Raw genomic sequence first — 16759 nt, 5'->3', positions numbered from 1 at the left:
CCGTGGAGCTGATCGACAGCCACACTCATCTGGATTTTCCGGACTTCGACGAAGACCGCGCGGCGCTGCTGACCGAAAGTCGCGCCCTCGGGGTGCGGCGGATGGTGGTGCTGGGGGTGTTCCAGGGTAACTGGCAGCGGGTTTGGGATCTGGTGCAAAGCGATCCTGACCTGTATGCGGCATTCGGCTTGCACCCGGTGTATCTGGACGATCATCGCCCTGAAGATTTAGCGGCGCTCGGTGATTGGCTGACCCGACTCGCCGGCCATCGGCAATTGTGCGCCGTGGGCGAGATCGGCCTGGATTACTTCATCGAAACCCTGGATCGCGAGCGCCAGCAGGCGTTGTTCGAAGCGCAGTTGCAACTGGCGGCGGACTTCAATCTTCCGGCGCTGATTCATGTGCGACGCAGCCATGCGGCAGTGGTTGCCACGCTCAAGCGGTTCAAGCTCAAACGCGCAGGGATCATTCACGCGTTCGCCGGTAGCAAGGAAGAAGCCCGCGAATACATCAAGCTGGGGTTCAAACTCGGCCTCGGTGGCGCGGCCACCTGGCCTCAAGCGTTGCGCATGCACCGCGTGCTCGCCGATTTGCCGCTGGATTCAGTGGTTCTGGAGACCGATTCACCGGACATGGCGCCTGTGATGTTTCCCGGTCAACGCAACTCCCCCGCGCACCTGCCGGCAATCTGCTCGGCACTGGCGCACATCATGGCGATCAGTCCCGAACAATTGGCCGAGACGAGCACGGCCAATGCCTGTGCGCTGTTCAACTGGTGATCAGTCGGCGTGAGCCTTGGCGGCTTCCAGAATCAGCGTCATGTGTTGCTTGTGCCGAGCGAATTGCACGACACCGAAATAGATCAGAATCGCAATCAGCGAAAAATTCAGCTGTTCGACCACGCTGATTATCCTGATCCATTCCATCACCAATGCCACCAGCAATGCCGTGCACACGGTCACCAGCGTGCTTGCCCGCAACATGGCCAGGGAGTCGACGGACTTCAAGCGTTTGATCTGATGCGGGTCGCTCAATTTCAACGCTTTATGGCAGTGGGCACAGGCGAACGATTCGTTGATCGCGATAGCGTTGAGCTGCCAGGGTTCGAGCAAAAGCGTGGTTTCACAGTGGGCGCAACGCCCCTGGATTCCAATTGTTGCAGATGACATCACCGAGCCTCCTCAGGGCGGGTCAGAGTGGTTGATCTTCCTTCATTGAAGACTAAAAAAAGAGAACTTGCAGGAAATCAGGAAGTTGCCGACCTAATTAGGGAAAAAATACTACAGACGCAACACAAAAAAGGTGGGAGCGAGCCAGCTCCCACCGTTGAAGTTCGGCGCGCAATCACACCCGGAACGCGCTGATCAATTGCTTGAGCTCCACCACCTGAGCCGACAACGCGCGACTGGCATCCTCCGTCTGGTGCGCGCCTTCAGCGGTGCGCTCACCGGCCCGATTGATCTCGACGATGTTCTGGTCAATATCATGGGCAACAGCAGTCTGCTGCTCTACCGCCGCCGCGATCTGCTGGTTCTGGTCGACGATCATGCCGACAGCGCCAAGAATGTTTTCCAGCGCCTGCTGGACTTTTTCCGACTGTCCGACGGTGCCATCGGCCATTTGGTGGCTGACGCCCATCGCTTTCACGGCAGCGCCGACACCGCTGTGCAGCTTGGCGATCATCTGCTCGATTTCCTCGGTCGATTGCTGCGTTCGCTTGGCCAGGGTCCGCACCTCATCGGCCACCACCGCAAAACCACGGCCCTGCTCGCCGGCGCGTGCGGCTTCGATGGCGGCATTGAGGGCCAGAAGGTTGGTCTGTTCGGCAATGCTCTTGATCACTTCCAGTACACGGCTGATGGACTGGCTGTCGCTGGCCAGTTGATTGACCACCCGCACCGACTGGTCGATCTCGCTGGCCAGCCGCGCGATGCTGCCCTGCTGGGACTCCACCAGCCCGCGGCCGCTGATGGTCTCGTCGTTGACGCTGTGGGCACTGCTGACCGCCGCGGCGGCACTGCGCGCCACCTCAAGCGAGGTCGCCGACATCTGGTTCATGGCGGTGGCGACCTGCTCGATCTGCGAGCGCTGCCCCGCCACGGCCTGGTTGCTTCGAGCAGAGACACTTTCGACCTGCCCAGCCTGGCGCTCGACCTCATTGACGGTTTGCCCTACGCGCTCGATCAGGTCGTGGATTTTTTTCACCGTGCCGTTGAACACCTCGCCCAATTCGCCGAGTTCATCGCGGCTTTCTGCGCGGAACGTGACAGTCATATCGCCCGCCGCCACTTTGTCCAACGTCGCCCCAAGCCGTTTGAGGGTGGTGCGGGTCGACGCGTAGAAGCCGCCGTACAGGTAAAAAATCAGCACAAACACCACCGTCAACGCCACGGCCTGCATAACCATGTGGGTGCGGTTCTGCTCCAGTCGCTGCTGCAACTGAGTGCCGAGAAATTTCAGGGTGGCTTCATTGAGTTGGTAGGTCTTGTCCATCAGGCCTGTGACCTGATCGTAAAAGCCCTGCCACGGCGCATCGAGCGTATCGGCCATCACCACTTGCTCTTCGAACAACTCACTGGCCTTTTTCAGCGAAGCCTTACTGCTATCGGCCAGGGCCGCCAGGGTTTCGCGCGCGGCCTTGCTGGAGCCCATGGCGTCCTGCAACTTCAAACCGTATTCGCCCTGGAGCTTTTCGATCTGCGCCAGCAACTCATCGAATCGCGTGCTCGACGACGAATTGAGAAAGCCCTGACCCAGCGAATAGGAACCCATCGCGCGGCCATCGCCCAAGATCTGGGTAACGGGTGGGGTGACGTTGGTAATGAGTTCGCTCAGTTGCCGCATGTCGCTCTGAGTGTCGCGGCTCAGGCCGGCCTGACTGGCGATGATCTGACTGAAAATCTGCGCGCTGCCCAGCAACTTTCCGATCATTCCGCTTTTGCTTTGCAGGGAATTTTCCGCTTGCTGGGCTTTGAACGCGGCAATCATTTCGTCGCGCTTGGCATCGAAAATCGCGATCTGCTCAGCATCGGTGGTCATCGCCGTCATGCCCTGCAAACGGGTCAGCACGCTCTGTCCCAAAGTGCTGATCTGAGATTCGACGTTGCCGGCCTTGCCGGACTGGCCAAGGGTGACGTTGATTTGCACCAGGTTGTTCAGCGTTTCCAGATCCCGTCGCAGAGTCAGGCTGCTGCCCAGCAGATCGAGGCTCTGCAATTCCACCTGCGTGCCCTGGAATTCACGATAGGAATCGCGCACCAGATAGAAGTTGGTCACCAGCATCGGCACGAGAAATAGCACACTGATCAGGCTGAACTTCATACCGAAGCTCAGGCGATTCATCAGCGCGACGGCGGGATAGAGCAAGCTCTTCACTGGAAGTCTCCCTTTGAATTCTTATTTTTATTGGCAGGCGCAGTGCTACGGCAGATAGCCACTATTGAGCGCTATGCCTGTATAGCTTAAATCGACGGGAGGTTTTGTAACTTAAGGTTAACGAGGGGCGGGCGTACCCGTAGCCGCTGACGCAGTTTGCGCCAACGATTACGGGTATCGATGTGTCAGGGAAGGACGGTCCACAGCGCAAAACCGGCGTACCAGAGCACCGCCGCACGCAGCAGCAATTCCCAGATCCGGTCCAGGCTGTTGATGCCGTCCGGTCCGACGACTGGTGCAGGGATTTCACCGGCGACCAGTCCGACTTTTTCGATCAACTGGGCCGCGCTGATGTTCCAGTTCAGCAGTTCGTGCAACATCACCCGGCTGACGGCCACAAAGTTGCCGACCAGCGCGAAACTGGCCGCCAGCAGGCGCACAGGCACCCAGTCAAACGCGTGACGCAACTGGCCGGCACGCTCGACCACGGCCGGATTCTGCCCGTGCTCTTCAGCCAGCGCCAGCAGTCGGTAGCTGAGGCCGGCAACCGGTCCCAGCACGAAGTACCAAAAGATTACGGCGAAAAAGCTTTGATAAGCCTCCCACAGCAAATGGCCCTGGACCCGTTCAAGCAGTTGTTCGCCGCTGTCGGCGCAAATATCCAGGTCGCGTTTCGCCACATGGGCCGCCGCTTGCAGATCTTCCCGGCGCCAGGCATCGCGAAATGGCCCGAGACCGGCCAGCAAATCGCCACGCCCCAAGCTGTAAATCACCACCAGCAGGTGCACCGGCAATGCCAGCAACCCGTAAGCCACCGGATCCAGCACCACCAACAACAAACCCAGCAGCGCTACGGGCAGCAACACCAGCACCACCAGGATCAGCCATGGCCGATTGATCAGTCGCGGGCTGACTTCAAGCTTGTTCAGTTCACGTATCCAGCCGCCATCACGTTGAACCCGATGGCGCAGGGCCGAGAACTTCTCGATCCAGACAGCCAGCAGCAGCACCAGAAAACTCATTGTTGTTCCTCTTTTGCCAGGGCGGCGCGATAGCGTGCCCAGTCGAACGCAGGTCCCGGATCCGTTTTGCGTCCCGGTGCGATGTCGCTATGGCCACAAATGCGCTGCGCAGTGATGGCCGGGAAAGTGCGTTGCAGCTGGCGGGTCAGCGCCGTCAACGCATGATACTGAGCATCGGTGAACGGCAGCTCATCCGTGCCTTCCAATTCAATCCCCAGGGAAAAATCATTACAGGTTTCCCGTCCCTCGAAAATCGATACACCGGCGTGCCAGGCACGCTCAAGACAGGAGACAAACTGAGTGACAGTGCCGTCACGTTCAATCAGAAAGTGCGCAGACACCCGCAGGTCGGCAATCCCTTCAAAGTAGGGGTGCTCCGTGACATCCAGGCGATTCTGGAAAAATTCCTGCACCTTGCCAGTGAGAAACTGCGCAGGCGGCAGGCTGATGTTGTGGATCACCAGCAGGGAAATTTCGCCCGTGGGGCGCGCATTGAAATTGGGCGAGGGGCACAAGCGCACGCCCTGACACCAACCGCTCGCGGGGTCCAACTGCATACAGGTTCCTTCAACGACGACTGTGTGGCCCCCAGTATGCCGCGATAGGCCCTCGGGGCGCGATCACTTGCCGCGATTGAGACGCCGCAGGTTGCCAAGCACCGACTCCAGAGCCCGGTCGAACAGCAAGGTGTCGTCAAGCGCCCGGACCGCGCCGCGACGAAATTCCAGGGCCAGGCCGATTCGACTGCGCTCCAGCACCTTCATCCCGGTGCGGTCGACGAAAATATATTTTGCGGGGGCTTCGATAATCGCCGCCAGCTTGCAACGCAGAGTGTTTTCCTCGTCCTCCTGAAACTCGACCCAGGCGCCCAGACGCAATTGAACGACCTGAAGCAAGCCCGGATCGTCCGCCGGCAAGCGCACCGATACGCCATCGTCCGGTCCTTCGCCAGCACTGCGCAGCACGATTTCCTCCAGCACCTGGACCATCATCGGCGCCTCCACGGGCTGTTCGACGGCGTGCCCCGGGCGTTCAAACAACTGAAGATGCAAGGTTTCCAGCCCACTGAAAAACTCACTGGTGGCGAACGGGTCGAATGCCGAGCTGCTCAGCCCGTCGCGCAGGGACTTCAGCAATCCAGGCACCAGTGCCAACAAACGCATACCCGCATCAGGGTCGTCATGACGCTGCACGCTCCAGATCAATTGCTCCATGGTCTGCACATCGGCGTGCCACTCCGTGGAGTGCTCGCCGTGCTTGAGGCAGGTCAACAACAGCACTTTGCTCCAGGCTTGCTGGACGAAGGCCACCACCGCTTTCGGCAGCACTTTGCCCAATAACGCCTGATTGAGCGCCTGCTCGACATGCTGGCGCGCCAACTCAGTCTTGGCGCGGCCTTCTTCGGCGTCACGGGTGCGCTGCTCCAGCAGCTCACTGCGCCGGCGCTCGTCGCTGGTAAAGGCGAGAAAATCGGCCAGCAATTCGGAAAAAATCGCCGGGTCGTCGACAAAGTCGTTCAACAGGCGCTGTACGACCTGCTCGATGCGCAGGTACAGGCTGTCTCGCTCATGGTCATCGCACTCGCCCCAGCCCATGGCGGCTGCGGCGATTTCGTTGAGCAGACGCCGAGCCGGATGACTGGTGCGGCTGAAGAAGCTCTTGTCGAGCACCGCGACTTTGAGCATCGGAATTTGTAGACGACCAATCAACGCCTTGAGGGAATCCGGCAGGTTGCGGTCATCGAGGATGCATTCAAAGAGCATGGCGATCAGATTGATCACGTCCTCGTCGGCACCGTCGACCACGCGCGACTTGCCACTCTTGACGCTGACACGGGTCAGCAGTTGTTCGAGCTGGTTACGCAAATCGAAATCGTCCTGCAGCGTCAGCGCCGGCACGTATTGCTGCAAGTGCGAGAGCATGCGCAACAGGTCGCGGGTGGAAATGGGTTGTGTCTGGGCACTGGCCTCCAGGGTCGGCGCCACGCTGCCGCGTACGTGCAGCAGCAACGCCTGCAGCGCGGTGAAGACTTCATGAACGCCCTCATCGAGGAGCGTGTTGCCTGGATGCCCGGGGGCTTCCATCGGCTCGGCATAGGCACTGGCCGTCGCATGATCGGTGTAACGACGCATGGGGGCGGGCTTGAGGTCTGGCAAAACACCGGTCGAAATGAGCAACTGATTCGCTTCGGCATACAGCTGATCAGCGCTGCTGAGCACATAACGGTCGAACAGCTTGAGGATGATCAGCTTGACCTTGATCTCCACCCCGAGGTTGCGCCCGGCCTGCAAGAAATACTCACAGAGCATCGCCGGCCCCAACGGGTTGTGCTCATCGTCCAGGTCTTTGTCCAAGAGCGCACCGAGCCGGGCCGTCAGTTGGTCGAGGGCGAAACCGTCGCGGTTCAGCACTTTGCCGACCATGGCCTCCACCGCGATGCTGCGCTCAAGTTCGTCACTGGGTAATGCATCGGTGTCGAGCGCCAATGCCTGAGGCAAGGCCGACCGAGTGCTGTCGTAATGAGAGAGGCTGACAAATGCCGAAAAGAATTGCTCGAGAAAACCGCGTTCAATGCTTTTTCGCTTGAGTCGCAAGTCGCGCATGGCTTCGAAAAAGAGGTTCTGTTCAACATCGCTGCGCGCCCGATCGGCCATTTCGAATAGCGTATCGTCAGCGTTATCGAACAGCGCCTGTAAACCATGCCGTAGCTGTTGAGTGGCCTTGTCGCGAACCTGAAGCAGAATCACAGGCAGGCGGGCGAGTGGCGATTGTGTCGCCTGATCGGTAGCCGCCTTGCGCAAAGGCACTACATTCCCGTCGTTGTGCATCCAGGCCTCCAGAAGCGGTGATTCTTCGAATAGTCGAGAATCCAAGATTTACGTCAAAGCCATGACGTCAAAAGCAAGGCGGATTATCTGCAAAAGGTGTCCGATGTACCAGCAGACTCTGTGCCTGCCATTGAATTAGACGCTTCTGGAAGACGCCGCCGTTGTGCCGATGACTCAAATGAATCGACCAAATGCAGGTTTGCAAGCGACGAGACGCCTCTGATGCCTTGGGTTGCTTCGCGCCATAGCCCTATAATCGGACCACTTTGTTTGTGGAGCCCGTTATGCCGAATCTACGTCTCGCCGACTTGACCGCCGAAATCGAAGCCAACGTGCGCCGTGCGTTGCTCGAAGACATCGGCAGCGGCGACATCACCGCGCAACTGATCCCCGCCGAACGCCTGGCCAAAGCGACCATCATCACCCGCGACGCCGCTGTCATCGCCGGCACGGCCTGGGTCGATGCGGTTTTCCGGCAACTGGACCCTCGGGTTGCGGTGCACTGGCAGGTGCGTGACGGCGAACGGGTCAAACCCAATCAAGCGCTGTTTCATCTGGAAGGCCCGGCACGTTCGCTGCTGTCCGGCGAACGCTGTGCACTGAACTTCCTGCAATTGCTTTCGGGCGTGGCCACGCGCGCGCAGTACCTGGCGGATTTCGTTGCCCAGACTCAGGTGAAGTTGCTCGATACCCGCAAAACCCTGCCTGGCCTGCGCCTGGCGCAAAAGTACGCCGTGACCTGCGGCGGCTGCCACAATCACCGCATCGGCCTCTACGACGCCTTCCTGATCAAGGAAAACCATATCGCTGCCAGTGGTGGCATTCCCGAGGCCATCAACGCCGCCCACAAGATCGCCCCGGGCAAGCCGGTCGAGATTGAAGTGGAAAGCCTGGAAGAATTGAAAGAAGCCCTGGCAGCAGGTGCTGACATCATCATGCTTGACGAGCTGAGCCTGGATGACATGCGCGAGGCAGTGCGCCTGAACGGCGGCAAGGCGAAACTGGAGGCCAGCGGCGGTATCAACGAAAGCACGTTGCTGCCGATTGCCGAGACCGGAGTGGATTACATTTCGATCGGCGCGATGACCAAGGATGTGAAGGCTGTCGATCTGTCGATGCGTTTAAGCCTCTGAGCACACCAGGCTGAATGAAAAACGCCAGCCCCATGAGGCTGGCGTTTTTCTCAGACCACCAGATTGTTCATCTCGCAGTACTCTTCCCATTCGACGCCCAAGACCTCGGCCGCCTCTTTGTGCAGTACAAGGCGCGCAGCCTCGAACTCTTCCGGGGTCGAGGTGTACTTGAGCGTCAGCTCCCACGGCTGCAAGCCCTGGGATTCCGCCTCATCCTCGAACGCCCACTGGATCTGGTCTTTCTGATCGTCGGCTGGCAGGTCCTTGATCTCTTCGGCTAGCTGGGGCGATTCCAGCAAGTACTTTTTCAGTGCTTCTTCGTGTCTGGCTTCTTGGGTCAATTCTTTAACGTTCATGTCGTTCTCGCTGATCTGGGGAATGGAAGATGGATCTGGATCATCAAGGATCTCTCTGACGCAAAAAACCGTTTGAAGCCCGGTTTGTCTGGCCTTCAGAACCATTCGGGGATCATCTGAAAACTGCAAGGTGGTACGTGTGCAGGGTCCGAATATAGGACGTTTGTTCGACGATTTATACGGACTTTTACATCAAATCAACAAAAAAAACCGTCGAGCAGACTTTCTGTGAATTTTTCCGTACTACCCAGGAACAACATTCAAAAGGCAAAGTCATAGCGATGTGCCATCTAGGCACTTCACAAGGAACCTGGTGATGCGTAATTTTCCAAAGCTTGCGTCTACTCTGTCTGCAACCGGCATGGCCGCCCTTCTTCTTGGCAGCCTGGCACTGCCCGTTACAGCTCAGGCCGATCTGGAATACAAATCCGACAGCGCTTCTTCTTCCGACAAATTCCTCGCCTACCACAACTATTACGGCACCTACGTGATGGCCAAATCCAACGTCAGTGCGGATGACGTGGAAGGTCTGCAACGCGTCGTCAAAACCAATACGGCCGATATGGAAGCGCTGAAAAAAACCGTCAGCGAACAGGCGCGACTCATTGAAGAACTCAAGCGCAACAACGGATCGAGTTCCAACACCAACGCCAGCGAAGTGGACAAACTCAAGCGCACGGTCAGCGAGCAGAACACCGGGCTGGTAAACCTCGCCAAAGCAGTGGACGAACTCAAACGCAATAGCGGGTCCAGCTCCAACGCCAACACCAGCGAAGTGGACAAACTCAAGCGCACCGTGAGCGATCAGGACAACAACCTGAAAAAACTTGCCAGCCAGATGGACGATCTCAAACGCAGCGGCAGCTCGAACTCCAGTTCAAGTTCCAGCTCCAGCTCCAGCGAAGTCAGCGACCTCAAGCGCACGGTCAACGAACAGCAAAACGATTTGAAAAGGCTTGCCAGCCAGGTGGAAGACCTCAAGCGCAGCGCCGGATCGAGTTCCAGTTCAAGCTCCAGTGACCTGTCCAGTCTGAAGCGAGACGTCAGCGCCCAGAACAGCCAGATGGATCAGCTCAAACGGACCGTGGATGATCTGAGCAGAAAGGTGAAATAAAAGGGGATGGTGCCCGAGACAGGAATCGAACCTGCGACCTTCGCGTTACGAGTGCGCTGCTCTACCGGCTGAGCTACACGGGCGGTGGGCTAAACCTAGCACCGGGTTTAAGCCTCAGCAACTTCATGCGCTGTTTCACAGACAAAAAAATGCCCCGCAGCTTTCACTGCGGGGCATTTTTCATAACGTTGAAGCGGTCAGACCTGGGGGTTGATTAAACGCCCGATGCCTTGGCTGCTGCTACGTCTTTGATGGACAGCTTGATACGGCCGCGGTTGTCCACGTCCAGTACCAGTACTTCCACTTCCTGGCCTTCTTTCAGAATGTCGGTCACTTTCTCTACGCGAGCGTCGCTCAGCATGGAGATGTGAACCAGACCGTCCTTGCCCGGCAGGATGTTGACGAATGCGCCGAAGTCGACGATGCGCTCAACCTTACCCACGTAGATCTTGCCGATTTCAGCTTCTGCGGTGATGCCCAGAACGCGCTGACGTGCAGCTTCAGCCGCTTCTTTGGTTTCGCCGAAGATCTTGATCGAGCCGTCGTCTTCGATGTCGATCGAAGCCTTGGTCTCTTCACAGATCGCACGAATGGTCGCGCCGCCTTTACCGATAACATCACGGATTTTGTCGGTGTCGATTTTCATCGCGATCATGGTCGGAGCGTTTTCCGACAGTTCGGTACGCGACTGGCCAATGATCTGGTTCATCTGACCGAGGATGTTCAGGCGCGCTTCCAGGGCTTGGCCCAGAGCGATCTCCATGATTTCTTCGGTGATGCCTTTGATCTTGATGTCCATCTGCAGCGCGGTAACACCTTTGGCGGTACCCGCTACTTTGAAGTCCATGTCGCCCAGGTGGTCTTCGTCACCCAGGATGTCGGTCAGGATGGCGAACTTCTCGCCTTCTTTAACCAGACCCATGGCGATACCGGCAACCGGTGCCTTCATCGGAACGCCAGCGTCCATCAGGGCCAGGGAAGCGCCGCAGACCGAAGCCATGGAGCTCGAACCGTTGGACTCGGTGATTTCCGACACAACACGGATGGTGTACGGGAACACGTCAGCAGCAGGCAGCATGGCTGCAATCGAACGACGGGCCAGACGGCCGTGACCGATTTCGCGACGACCAGCGCCACCCATGCGACCACACTCACCTACCGAGAACGGAGGGAAGTTGTAGTGCAGCATGAACGGGTCTTTTTTCTCGCCTTCCAGGGTGTCCAGCAGTTGTGCGTCACGGGCGGTGCCCAGTGTTGCAACAACCAGAGCCTGGGTTTCGCCACGGGTGAACAGTGCCGAACCGTGGGTCTTTGGCAGAACACCGACTTCGATGTTCAGCGGACGTACGGTCTTGGTGTCGCGGCCGTCGATACGTGGCTTGCCGTTTACGATGTTTTCGCGAACGGTGCGGTATTCGATTTCGCCGAAAGCCGCTTTGACTTCGCTGGAAGAAGGCTGGCCTTCTTCACCGGACAGCTTGGCAACAACCTGGTCTTTCAGCTCACCCAGGCGAGCGTAACGGTCGGCCTTGATGGTGATGGTGTAAGCCTGGGAAATCGCGTCGCCGAACTCGGCACGGATGGCGCCCAGCAGAGCGGTGGCTTCTGGCTGTGGAGTCCAGGTCCAGGTTGGCTTGGCCGCTTCGGCAGCCAGTTCTTTAACGGCGTTGATCACAACCTGGAACTCGTCGTGAGCAAACAGTACCGCGCCCAGCATCTGGTCTTCGGTCAGCTCTTTGGCTTCCGATTCAACCATCAACACGGCTTCCGAAGTGCCGGCAACGACCATGTCCAGGCTCGAAGCTTTCTGTTGTTCGTAAGTCGGGTTCAGCAGATAGCCGGTGCTTTCGTGGAACGCAACGCGTGCACAGCCGATAGGGCCATCGAAAGGAATGCCGGAGATGGCCAGGGCAGCCGAGGTACCGATCATCGCAGCGATGTCCGGATCGGTTTTCTTGCTGGTGGAAACGACGGTGCAGACAACCTGCACTTCGTTCATGAAGCCTTCTGGGAACAGCGGACGAATCGGACGGTCGATCAGTCGGGAAGTCAGGGTTTCTTTCTCGGAAGGACGGCCTTCGCGCTTGAAGAAACCGCCAGGGATCTTACCGGCAGCGTAAGTCTTTTCCTGGTAGTGAACGGACAGAGGGAAGAAGCCCTTGCCTGGATCAGCTTGTTTGGCACCGACTACGGTCACCAATACGCTGACGTCGTCGTCGACGGTGACCAATACTGCGCCGGAGGCCTGACGGGCGATACGGCCAGTCTCGAGGGTAACGGTCGACTGACCGAACTGGAATTTTTTGATTACCGGGTTCACGGTGTCCTACCTTCTTTTGTGGCTCTTGGGGAACTTGTCTTCTTGCGAAATTCTTGGGCAATGTCGGGAATCGGCCCAACGCCTGTCCAGGGTAAAACGTGTGTCCAGATAAAACTTGAGGCTGGGAGCCTGCCATGCGCCAGCGGGAAACCCGCTGACGCACGACAGACAACCAACCTCTAGCGCAATCGCTTATTAGCGACGCAGACCCAGGCGACCGATCAGAGCCTGATAACGACCCAGATCCTTGCCTTTCAGGTAGTCCAGCAGCTTACGACGCTGGTTAACCATGCGGATCAGACCACGACGGGAGTGGTGATCTTTACCGTTGGCCTTGAAGTGACCTTGCAGCTTGTTGATGTTGTGGGTCAGCAGTGCAACTTGCACTTCTGGCGAACCAGTGTCACCAACAGCTTGCTGGTAGTCAGCTACGATTTGAGCTTTTTCTTGAACGTCGAGAGCCATGAGGCAATCCTTTTATCAGGAAACTGTTTCAAAGAAACAGCTTCAACAGGCCAGGGACAAATCCCTGTATCTATAAATGAGTAGTGACCGTGCCTGTTGACAGCCACCCTCGTCCGGTCATTCTGACCGAATCAGTCGACGTGGCGCGATGCGCCCGTCTTCGCTCACTTCACCGATACCGATGAAGCGACCATTGTGATCCTGTACCCGTACCATGCCGAACTTCGGTGCATCGGGGGCACGTACCGGTTGGCCGTTGAGCCAGTAGAACGTGCTGTGCTCCGAGAACTGCAACAGTGGCCAATCCAGCAGGCCGCTGTCCGATGGCATCAGGAAGCGGTCGACCGCTTCGTTGCCGCCTTCGGCGTGTACGGCTTCCAACTCTTCAAGCGTGACCGTCTGCGCCAGCGTGAAAGGCCCGGCCTGGGTACGTCGCAATTCAGCTACGTAAGCGCCACAACCGAGTTGCTCACCGATATCCTCCACCAGGGTGCGAATATAGGTGCCTTTGCTGCAATCCACCGCAAGCCGCGCAGTATCACCCTCAAAGGCCAGCAATTCCAAGCGCGCAATAGTAACAGAACGCGGTTCGCGCTCCACTACTTCGCCCGCACGGGCCAACTTGTACAACGGCTGGCCATCACGCTTGAGTGCCGAGTACATCGGCGGTATCTGACTGATTTGCCCACGAAATTTCGGCAGTACGGCTTCGACATCGGCGCGACCAACGGTCACCGGACGCTCCTGCAAAACTTCACCCTCGGCATCCGCCGTGGTGGTGGTCTTGCCCAGTTGCGCCAAGGTTTCGTAACCCTTGTCCGAATCGAGCAGGTATTGCGAAAACTTGGTGGCCTCTCCGAAGCACAGCGGCAACACGCCGGTGGCCAGCGGATCGAGACTGCCGGTATGTCCGGCCTTCTCGGCGTTCAGCAACCAGCGAACCTTCTGCAACGCGGCGTTGGAGGTAAACCCCAGCGGCTTGTCGAGCAGAATGATGCCGCTGACATTACGACGGATACGTTTGACCTGAGCCACCGATTACTCCTTGGTGTCTTCGGCTTCAGCCGCAACCGGGTGCTGATTATCTTCAGCCACCGCACGCTCGATCAGGGCCGACAGGTGCGCACCACGCACGACGCTTTCGTCGTAGTGGAAGTGCAACTGAGGAACGCTGCGCAACTTCATTTCGCGGGCCAACTGCATGCGCAGGAAACCGGCGGCGGAGTTGAGCACCTTGATGCTTTGCGCGATGTCTTCGGCGTTGTCCTGCCCCATCACAGTGATGAAGATCTTGGCGTGACCGACGTCACGGCTGACTTCAACAGCGGTAATGGTGACCAGGCCGACGCGCGGGTCTTTGACTTCACGACGGATCAGCTGTGCCAGCTCACGCTGCATCTGATCGCCGATACGTTGGGTACGGCTGTATTCTTTTGCCATGTCTTGTTACCTGTTACTGCCCCACGGCGAAACCCGAAGGGTCTGAAAGCGGCAAACGCCCGGCCTGACAAAAGCCAGACCGGGCGTTGCGTTTAGAGTCCTGACGCTGTGCCGCGCATCTGCATGCAGCGGCTCATCGTGGCCCTTGAAGTGCGCGAGTTAGAGGCTGCGAGCAACCTGAACCTTCTCGAAGACTTCGATCTTGTCACCGACTTTGACGTCGTTGTAGCTCTTCACGCCGATACCGCATTCCATGCCGGCACGTACTTCGGAAGCGTCATCCTTGAAGCGGCGCAGGGATTCCAGCTCGCCTTCGAAGATAACGATGTCTTCACGCAGTACACGGATTGGACGGTTACGGTGAACAACACCTTCGATAACCATGCAACCGGCGATCGCACCGAACTTCGGCGAACGGAACACGTCACGCACTTCAGCGATACCCAGGATGTTCTCGCGAACATCGCTGCCCAGCATACCGGTGAGGGCTTTCTTGACGTCTTCGATGATGTCGTAGATCACGTTGTAGTAACGCATATCCAGACCTTCCTGCTCGACGATCTTGCGAGCGCCAGCATCGGCACGCACGTTGAAGCCAAACAGTACAGCGTTGGAGGCCAGTGCCAGGTTGGCGTCGGATTCGGTGATACCACCGACACCGCCACCGACAACACGCACTTGCACTTCGTCGTTACCCAGGCCGTTCAAGGCACCGTTCAACGCTTCCAGCGAACCACGGACGTCGGATTTGAGGACGATGTTGAGCGTCTTCTTCTCTGCCTGACCCATGTTTTCGAAGATGTTTTCCAGCTTGCCGGCGTGAGCGCGAGCCAGTTTGACTTCGCGGAACTTGCCTTGACGGAACAGAGCCACTTCACGGGCTTTCTTCTCGTCCGACAGCACGCTCATCTCGTCGCCAGCGTCCGGGGTACCGTCCAGGCCGAGGATCTCGACAGGGATGGAAGGACCGGCTTCCTTGATTGGCTTGCCGTTCTCGTCGAGCATGGCACGTACACGGCCATAGTTCGAACCGACCAGCACCATGTCGCCTTGGCGCAGGGTACCGTCTTGAACCAGAACGGTTGCAACCGGGCCACGACCTTTGTCGAGACGCGATTCAACCACGACACCACGGCCAGGAGCCGAAGGCGTTGCTTTCAGTTCAAGAACTTCAGCTTGCAGCAGAACAGCTTCGAGCAACTCGTCCACGCCGGTACCGACTTTCGCCGAAACCGATACGAACGGGGTGTCGCCGCCCCACTCTTCCGAAGTCACACCGTGAACCGACAGTTCGCTACGAATGCGATCGAGATCAGCGCCCGGCTTGTCGATTTTGTTCACTGCAACAACCAGTGGAACACCGGCAGCCTTGGCGTGCTGGACCGCTTCAATGGTCTGCGGCATTACGCCGTCGTCCGCTGCAACGACCAGGATCACGATGTCAGTCGCCTTGGCACCACGGGCACGCATTGCGGTAAACGCGGCGTGACCAGGAGTGTCGAGGAAGGTGACCATGCCGCGTTCGGTTTCAACGTGGTACGCACCGATGTGCTGGGTGATACCGCCGGCTTCGCCAGCAGCTACTTTGGCACGACGGATATAGTCGAGCAGCGACGTCTTACCGTGGTCAACGTGGCCCATTACGGTCACGACTGGCGCACGGGAGAATGTCTCACCTTCAAACTTCAGGGACTCGGCCAGGGAATCTTCCAGGGCGGTGTCGCTGACCAGGGTCACTTTGTGGCCCAGTTCTTCGGCTACCAGTTGAGCAGTTTCCTGATCAAGCACCTGGTTGATGGTCGCTGGAGTACCCAGTTTGAACATGAACTTGATGATTTCAGCAGCCTTGACCGACATCTGATTGGCGAGATCGCCAACAGTGATGGTCTCGCCGATCTGCACATCACGCACGACAGGGCCGGTTGGGCTCTGGAAACCGTGGGCGTTGCGCTTTTTCAGCTTGGCCTTGCCGCGACCACCACGACGGAAGCCATCGCTTTCTTCGTCGGTGGTACGTGGGGCAACACGCGGAGCAGGCGCTTTTTCCTTGACCGAAGCACGATGCGGAGCGTTTTTGCGCTCACCATCGCCACTGCCACGACGATTGTTATCGTCGGCCCGTGGTTTGTCCGGACGGCGCTGTTCGTTCTGCTTGTTGCGAACGTCGGCAGACGGCGCTGGAGCAGCCGCCACAACCGGTGCGCTTTCACGTACTGGTTCGGCAACTGCAGCAGGTGCTGCAACAGCGTCATTAGTAGCGGATTGCGCAGCAGCAGGCTGGCGACGCGCTTCTTCTTCGGTGCGACGCTTGGCTTCTTCTTCAGCCTTCTGACGAGCAGCATTTTCTACTGCGCGACGTTCTTCCAGTTCGCGTTTGCGCTCGGCTTCGATTTCTTCCGGGCTGCGCTGTACGAAAACTTTCTTTTTACGCACTTCAACACTGATGCTTTTGCTGCCAGCAACACGCAGGGTGCTGGTGGTTTTACGCTGCAGTGTAATCTTGCGTGGTTCTTCCACTTTCGCCTTGTGGCTGCTTTTCAAGTGAGTCAGCAAAGATTGCTTCTCACTGTCAGTCACATGTTCTTCGGCGGCGGTGTGCGGCAGACCTGCCTCACGCATCTGCTGCAACAGGCGCTCTACCGGTGTTTTGACCTCATCGGCCAGTTGTTTCACCGTGACTTGCGTCATGCACTTCTCTCCTCAGGC

14 protein-coding genes and 1 tRNA gene are annotated in these 16759 nt (G+C 58.1%); 3 read left to right on the top strand and 12 right to left on the bottom strand.

Annotated elements, in window-relative coordinates:
• The first annotated feature begins 2 nt into the window (after nt 1-2).
• The gene (locus QRN31_RS05970) at nt 3-779 is read left to right on the top strand and encodes a TatD family hydrolase (RefSeq protein ID WP_285430781.1); all 777 of its coding nucleotides are present in this window, start codon (nt 3-5) and stop codon (nt 777-779) included.
• Here QRN31_RS05970 and QRN31_RS05965 read toward each other — a convergent pair whose 3' ends face one another.
• From QRN31_RS05965 to QRN31_RS05945, 5 genes are all read right to left on the bottom strand, one after another.
• Nucleotides 780-1169, bottom strand: a complete 390-nt coding sequence (locus QRN31_RS05965) for a hypothetical protein (protein ID WP_285430780.1) — start codon at nt 1167-1169, stop codon at nt 780-782.
• Nucleotides 1170-1344: 175 nt separating this feature from the next.
• A complete protein-coding gene (locus QRN31_RS31535) occupies nt 1345-2049 on the bottom strand; it encodes a methyl-accepting chemotaxis protein (protein WP_502942452.1) in 705 nt (234 codons plus the stop codon).
• 1511 nt (nt 2050-3560) lie between these two features.
• Nucleotides 3561-4397 (bottom strand): regulatory signaling modulator protein AmpE, encoded by an 837-nt coding sequence (gene ampE / locus QRN31_RS05955; RefSeq protein ID WP_285430777.1) that lies wholly within the window; start codon nt 4395-4397, stop codon nt 3561-3563.
• Nucleotides 4394-4954: a 1,6-anhydro-N-acetylmuramyl-L-alanine amidase AmpD gene (gene ampD, locus QRN31_RS05950; protein WP_285430775.1), complete on the bottom strand. Its 561-nt coding sequence runs from the start codon at nt 4952-4954 to the stop codon at nt 4394-4396. Before ampD ends, ampE begins: the two co-directional genes overlap by 4 nt.
• A gap of 63 nt (nt 4955-5017) precedes the next feature.
• The gene (locus QRN31_RS05945) at nt 5018-7225 is read right to left on the bottom strand and encodes a DUF1631 domain-containing protein (RefSeq protein ID WP_285430774.1); all 2208 of its coding nucleotides are present in this window, start codon (nt 7223-7225) and stop codon (nt 5018-5020) included.
• A gap of 284 nt (nt 7226-7509) precedes the next feature.
• Here QRN31_RS05945 and nadC point away from each other — a divergent pair, with 284 nt between their 5' ends.
• Nucleotides 7510-8358 carry a carboxylating nicotinate-nucleotide diphosphorylase gene (gene nadC, locus QRN31_RS05940; RefSeq protein WP_285430773.1) on the top strand — a complete coding sequence of 283 codons (849 nt, stop codon included), beginning with the start codon at nt 7510-7512 and terminating at the stop codon, nt 8356-8358.
• A 50-nt stretch (nt 8359-8408) separates the two neighbouring features.
• Here the strand turns inward: nadC and QRN31_RS05935 are convergent, their stop codons facing one another.
• The gene (locus tag QRN31_RS05935) at nt 8409-8714 is read right to left on the bottom strand and encodes a DUF6388 family protein (RefSeq protein WP_285430772.1); all 306 of its coding nucleotides are present in this window, start codon (nt 8712-8714) and stop codon (nt 8409-8411) included.
• Nucleotides 8715-9030: 316 nt separating this feature from the next.
• Here QRN31_RS05935 and QRN31_RS05930 point away from each other — a divergent pair, with 316 nt between their 5' ends.
• Nucleotides 9031-9828: a hypothetical protein gene (locus QRN31_RS05930; RefSeq protein ID WP_285430771.1), complete on the top strand. Its 798-nt coding sequence runs from the start codon at nt 9031-9033 to the stop codon at nt 9826-9828.
• Between the two features lie 7 nt (nt 9829-9835).
• On the opposite strand, the gene QRN31_RS05925 is transcribed toward QRN31_RS05930, so the two are convergent.
• From QRN31_RS05925 to infB, 6 genes are all read right to left on the bottom strand, one after another.
• A tRNA-Thr gene (locus QRN31_RS05925) sits at nt 9836-9911 on the bottom strand.
• Between the two features lie 131 nt (nt 9912-10042).
• A complete protein-coding gene (gene pnp, locus QRN31_RS05920) occupies nt 10043-12148 on the bottom strand; it encodes a polyribonucleotide nucleotidyltransferase (protein ID WP_046045794.1) in 2106 nt (701 codons plus the stop codon).
• Between the two features lie 195 nt (nt 12149-12343).
• Complete coding sequence (rpsO, locus tag QRN31_RS05915; protein ID WP_003176135.1) at nt 12344-12613, bottom strand: 30S ribosomal protein S15; 270 nt, start codon at nt 12611-12613, stop codon at nt 12344-12346.
• Between the two features lie 117 nt (nt 12614-12730).
• Complete coding sequence (gene truB / locus QRN31_RS05910; protein ID WP_208670029.1) at nt 12731-13648, bottom strand: tRNA pseudouridine(55) synthase TruB; 918 nt, start codon at nt 13646-13648, stop codon at nt 12731-12733.
• A gap of 3 nt (nt 13649-13651) precedes the next feature.
• Nucleotides 13652-14053, bottom strand: a complete 402-nt coding sequence (rbfA, locus tag QRN31_RS05905; RefSeq protein ID WP_008149016.1) for a 30S ribosome-binding factor RbfA — start codon at nt 14051-14053, stop codon at nt 13652-13654.
• Nucleotides 14054-14212: 159 nt separating this feature from the next.
• Nucleotides 14213-16741: a translation initiation factor IF-2 gene (gene infB / locus QRN31_RS05900; protein ID WP_285430768.1), complete on the bottom strand. Its 2529-nt coding sequence runs from the start codon at nt 16739-16741 to the stop codon at nt 14213-14215.
• Nucleotides 16742-16759: the final 18 nt, after the last annotated feature.

Origin of the sequence: Pseudomonas sp. fls2-241-R2A-110, assembly GCF_030209165.1 — a bacterium.
GTDB lineage: Bacteria > Pseudomonadota > Gammaproteobacteria > Pseudomonadales > Pseudomonadaceae > Aquipseudomonas.
Note: the sequence above shows the minus strand (reverse complement) of the source record. Positions and strands in the feature narration are given on the sequence as shown.

Bases quoted from the DNA above. Each gene is read 5' to 3' on its own strand.
- QRN31_RS05965 (WP_285430780.1), bottom strand. From the start codon at position 1,169: ATGTCATCTGCAACAATTGGAATCCAGGGGCGTTGCGCCCACTGTGAA.
- QRN31_RS31535 (WP_502942452.1), bottom strand. From the start codon at position 2,049: ATGTCGGCGACCTCGCTTGAGGTGGCGCGCAGTGCCGCCGCGGCGGTC.
- ampE (WP_285430777.1), bottom strand. From the start codon at position 4,397: ATGAGTTTTCTGGTGCTGCTGCTGGCTGTCTGGATCGAGAAGTTCTCG.
- ampD (WP_285430775.1), bottom strand. From the start codon at position 4,954: ATGCAGTTGGACCCCGCGAGCGGTTGGTGTCAGGGCGTGCGCTTGTGC.
- QRN31_RS05945 (WP_285430774.1), bottom strand. From the start codon at position 7,225: ATGCACAACGACGGGAATGTAGTGCCTTTGCGCAAGGCGGCTACCGAT.
- nadC (WP_285430773.1), top strand. From the start codon at position 7,510: ATGCCGAATCTACGTCTCGCCGACTTGACCGCCGAAATCGAAGCCAAC.
- QRN31_RS05935 (WP_285430772.1), bottom strand. From the start codon at position 8,714: ATGAACGTTAAAGAATTGACCCAAGAAGCCAGACACGAAGAAGCACTG.
- QRN31_RS05930 (WP_285430771.1), top strand. From the start codon at position 9,031: ATGCGTAATTTTCCAAAGCTTGCGTCTACTCTGTCTGCAACCGGCATG.
- rpsO (WP_003176135.1), bottom strand. From the start codon at position 12,613: ATGGCTCTCGACGTTCAAGAAAAAGCTCAAATCGTAGCTGACTACCAG.
- rbfA (WP_008149016.1), bottom strand. From the start codon at position 14,053: ATGGCAAAAGAATACAGCCGTACCCAACGTATCGGCGATCAGATGCAG.
- infB (WP_285430768.1), bottom strand. From the start codon at position 16,741: ATGACGCAAGTCACGGTGAAACAACTGGCCGATGAGGTCAAAACACCG.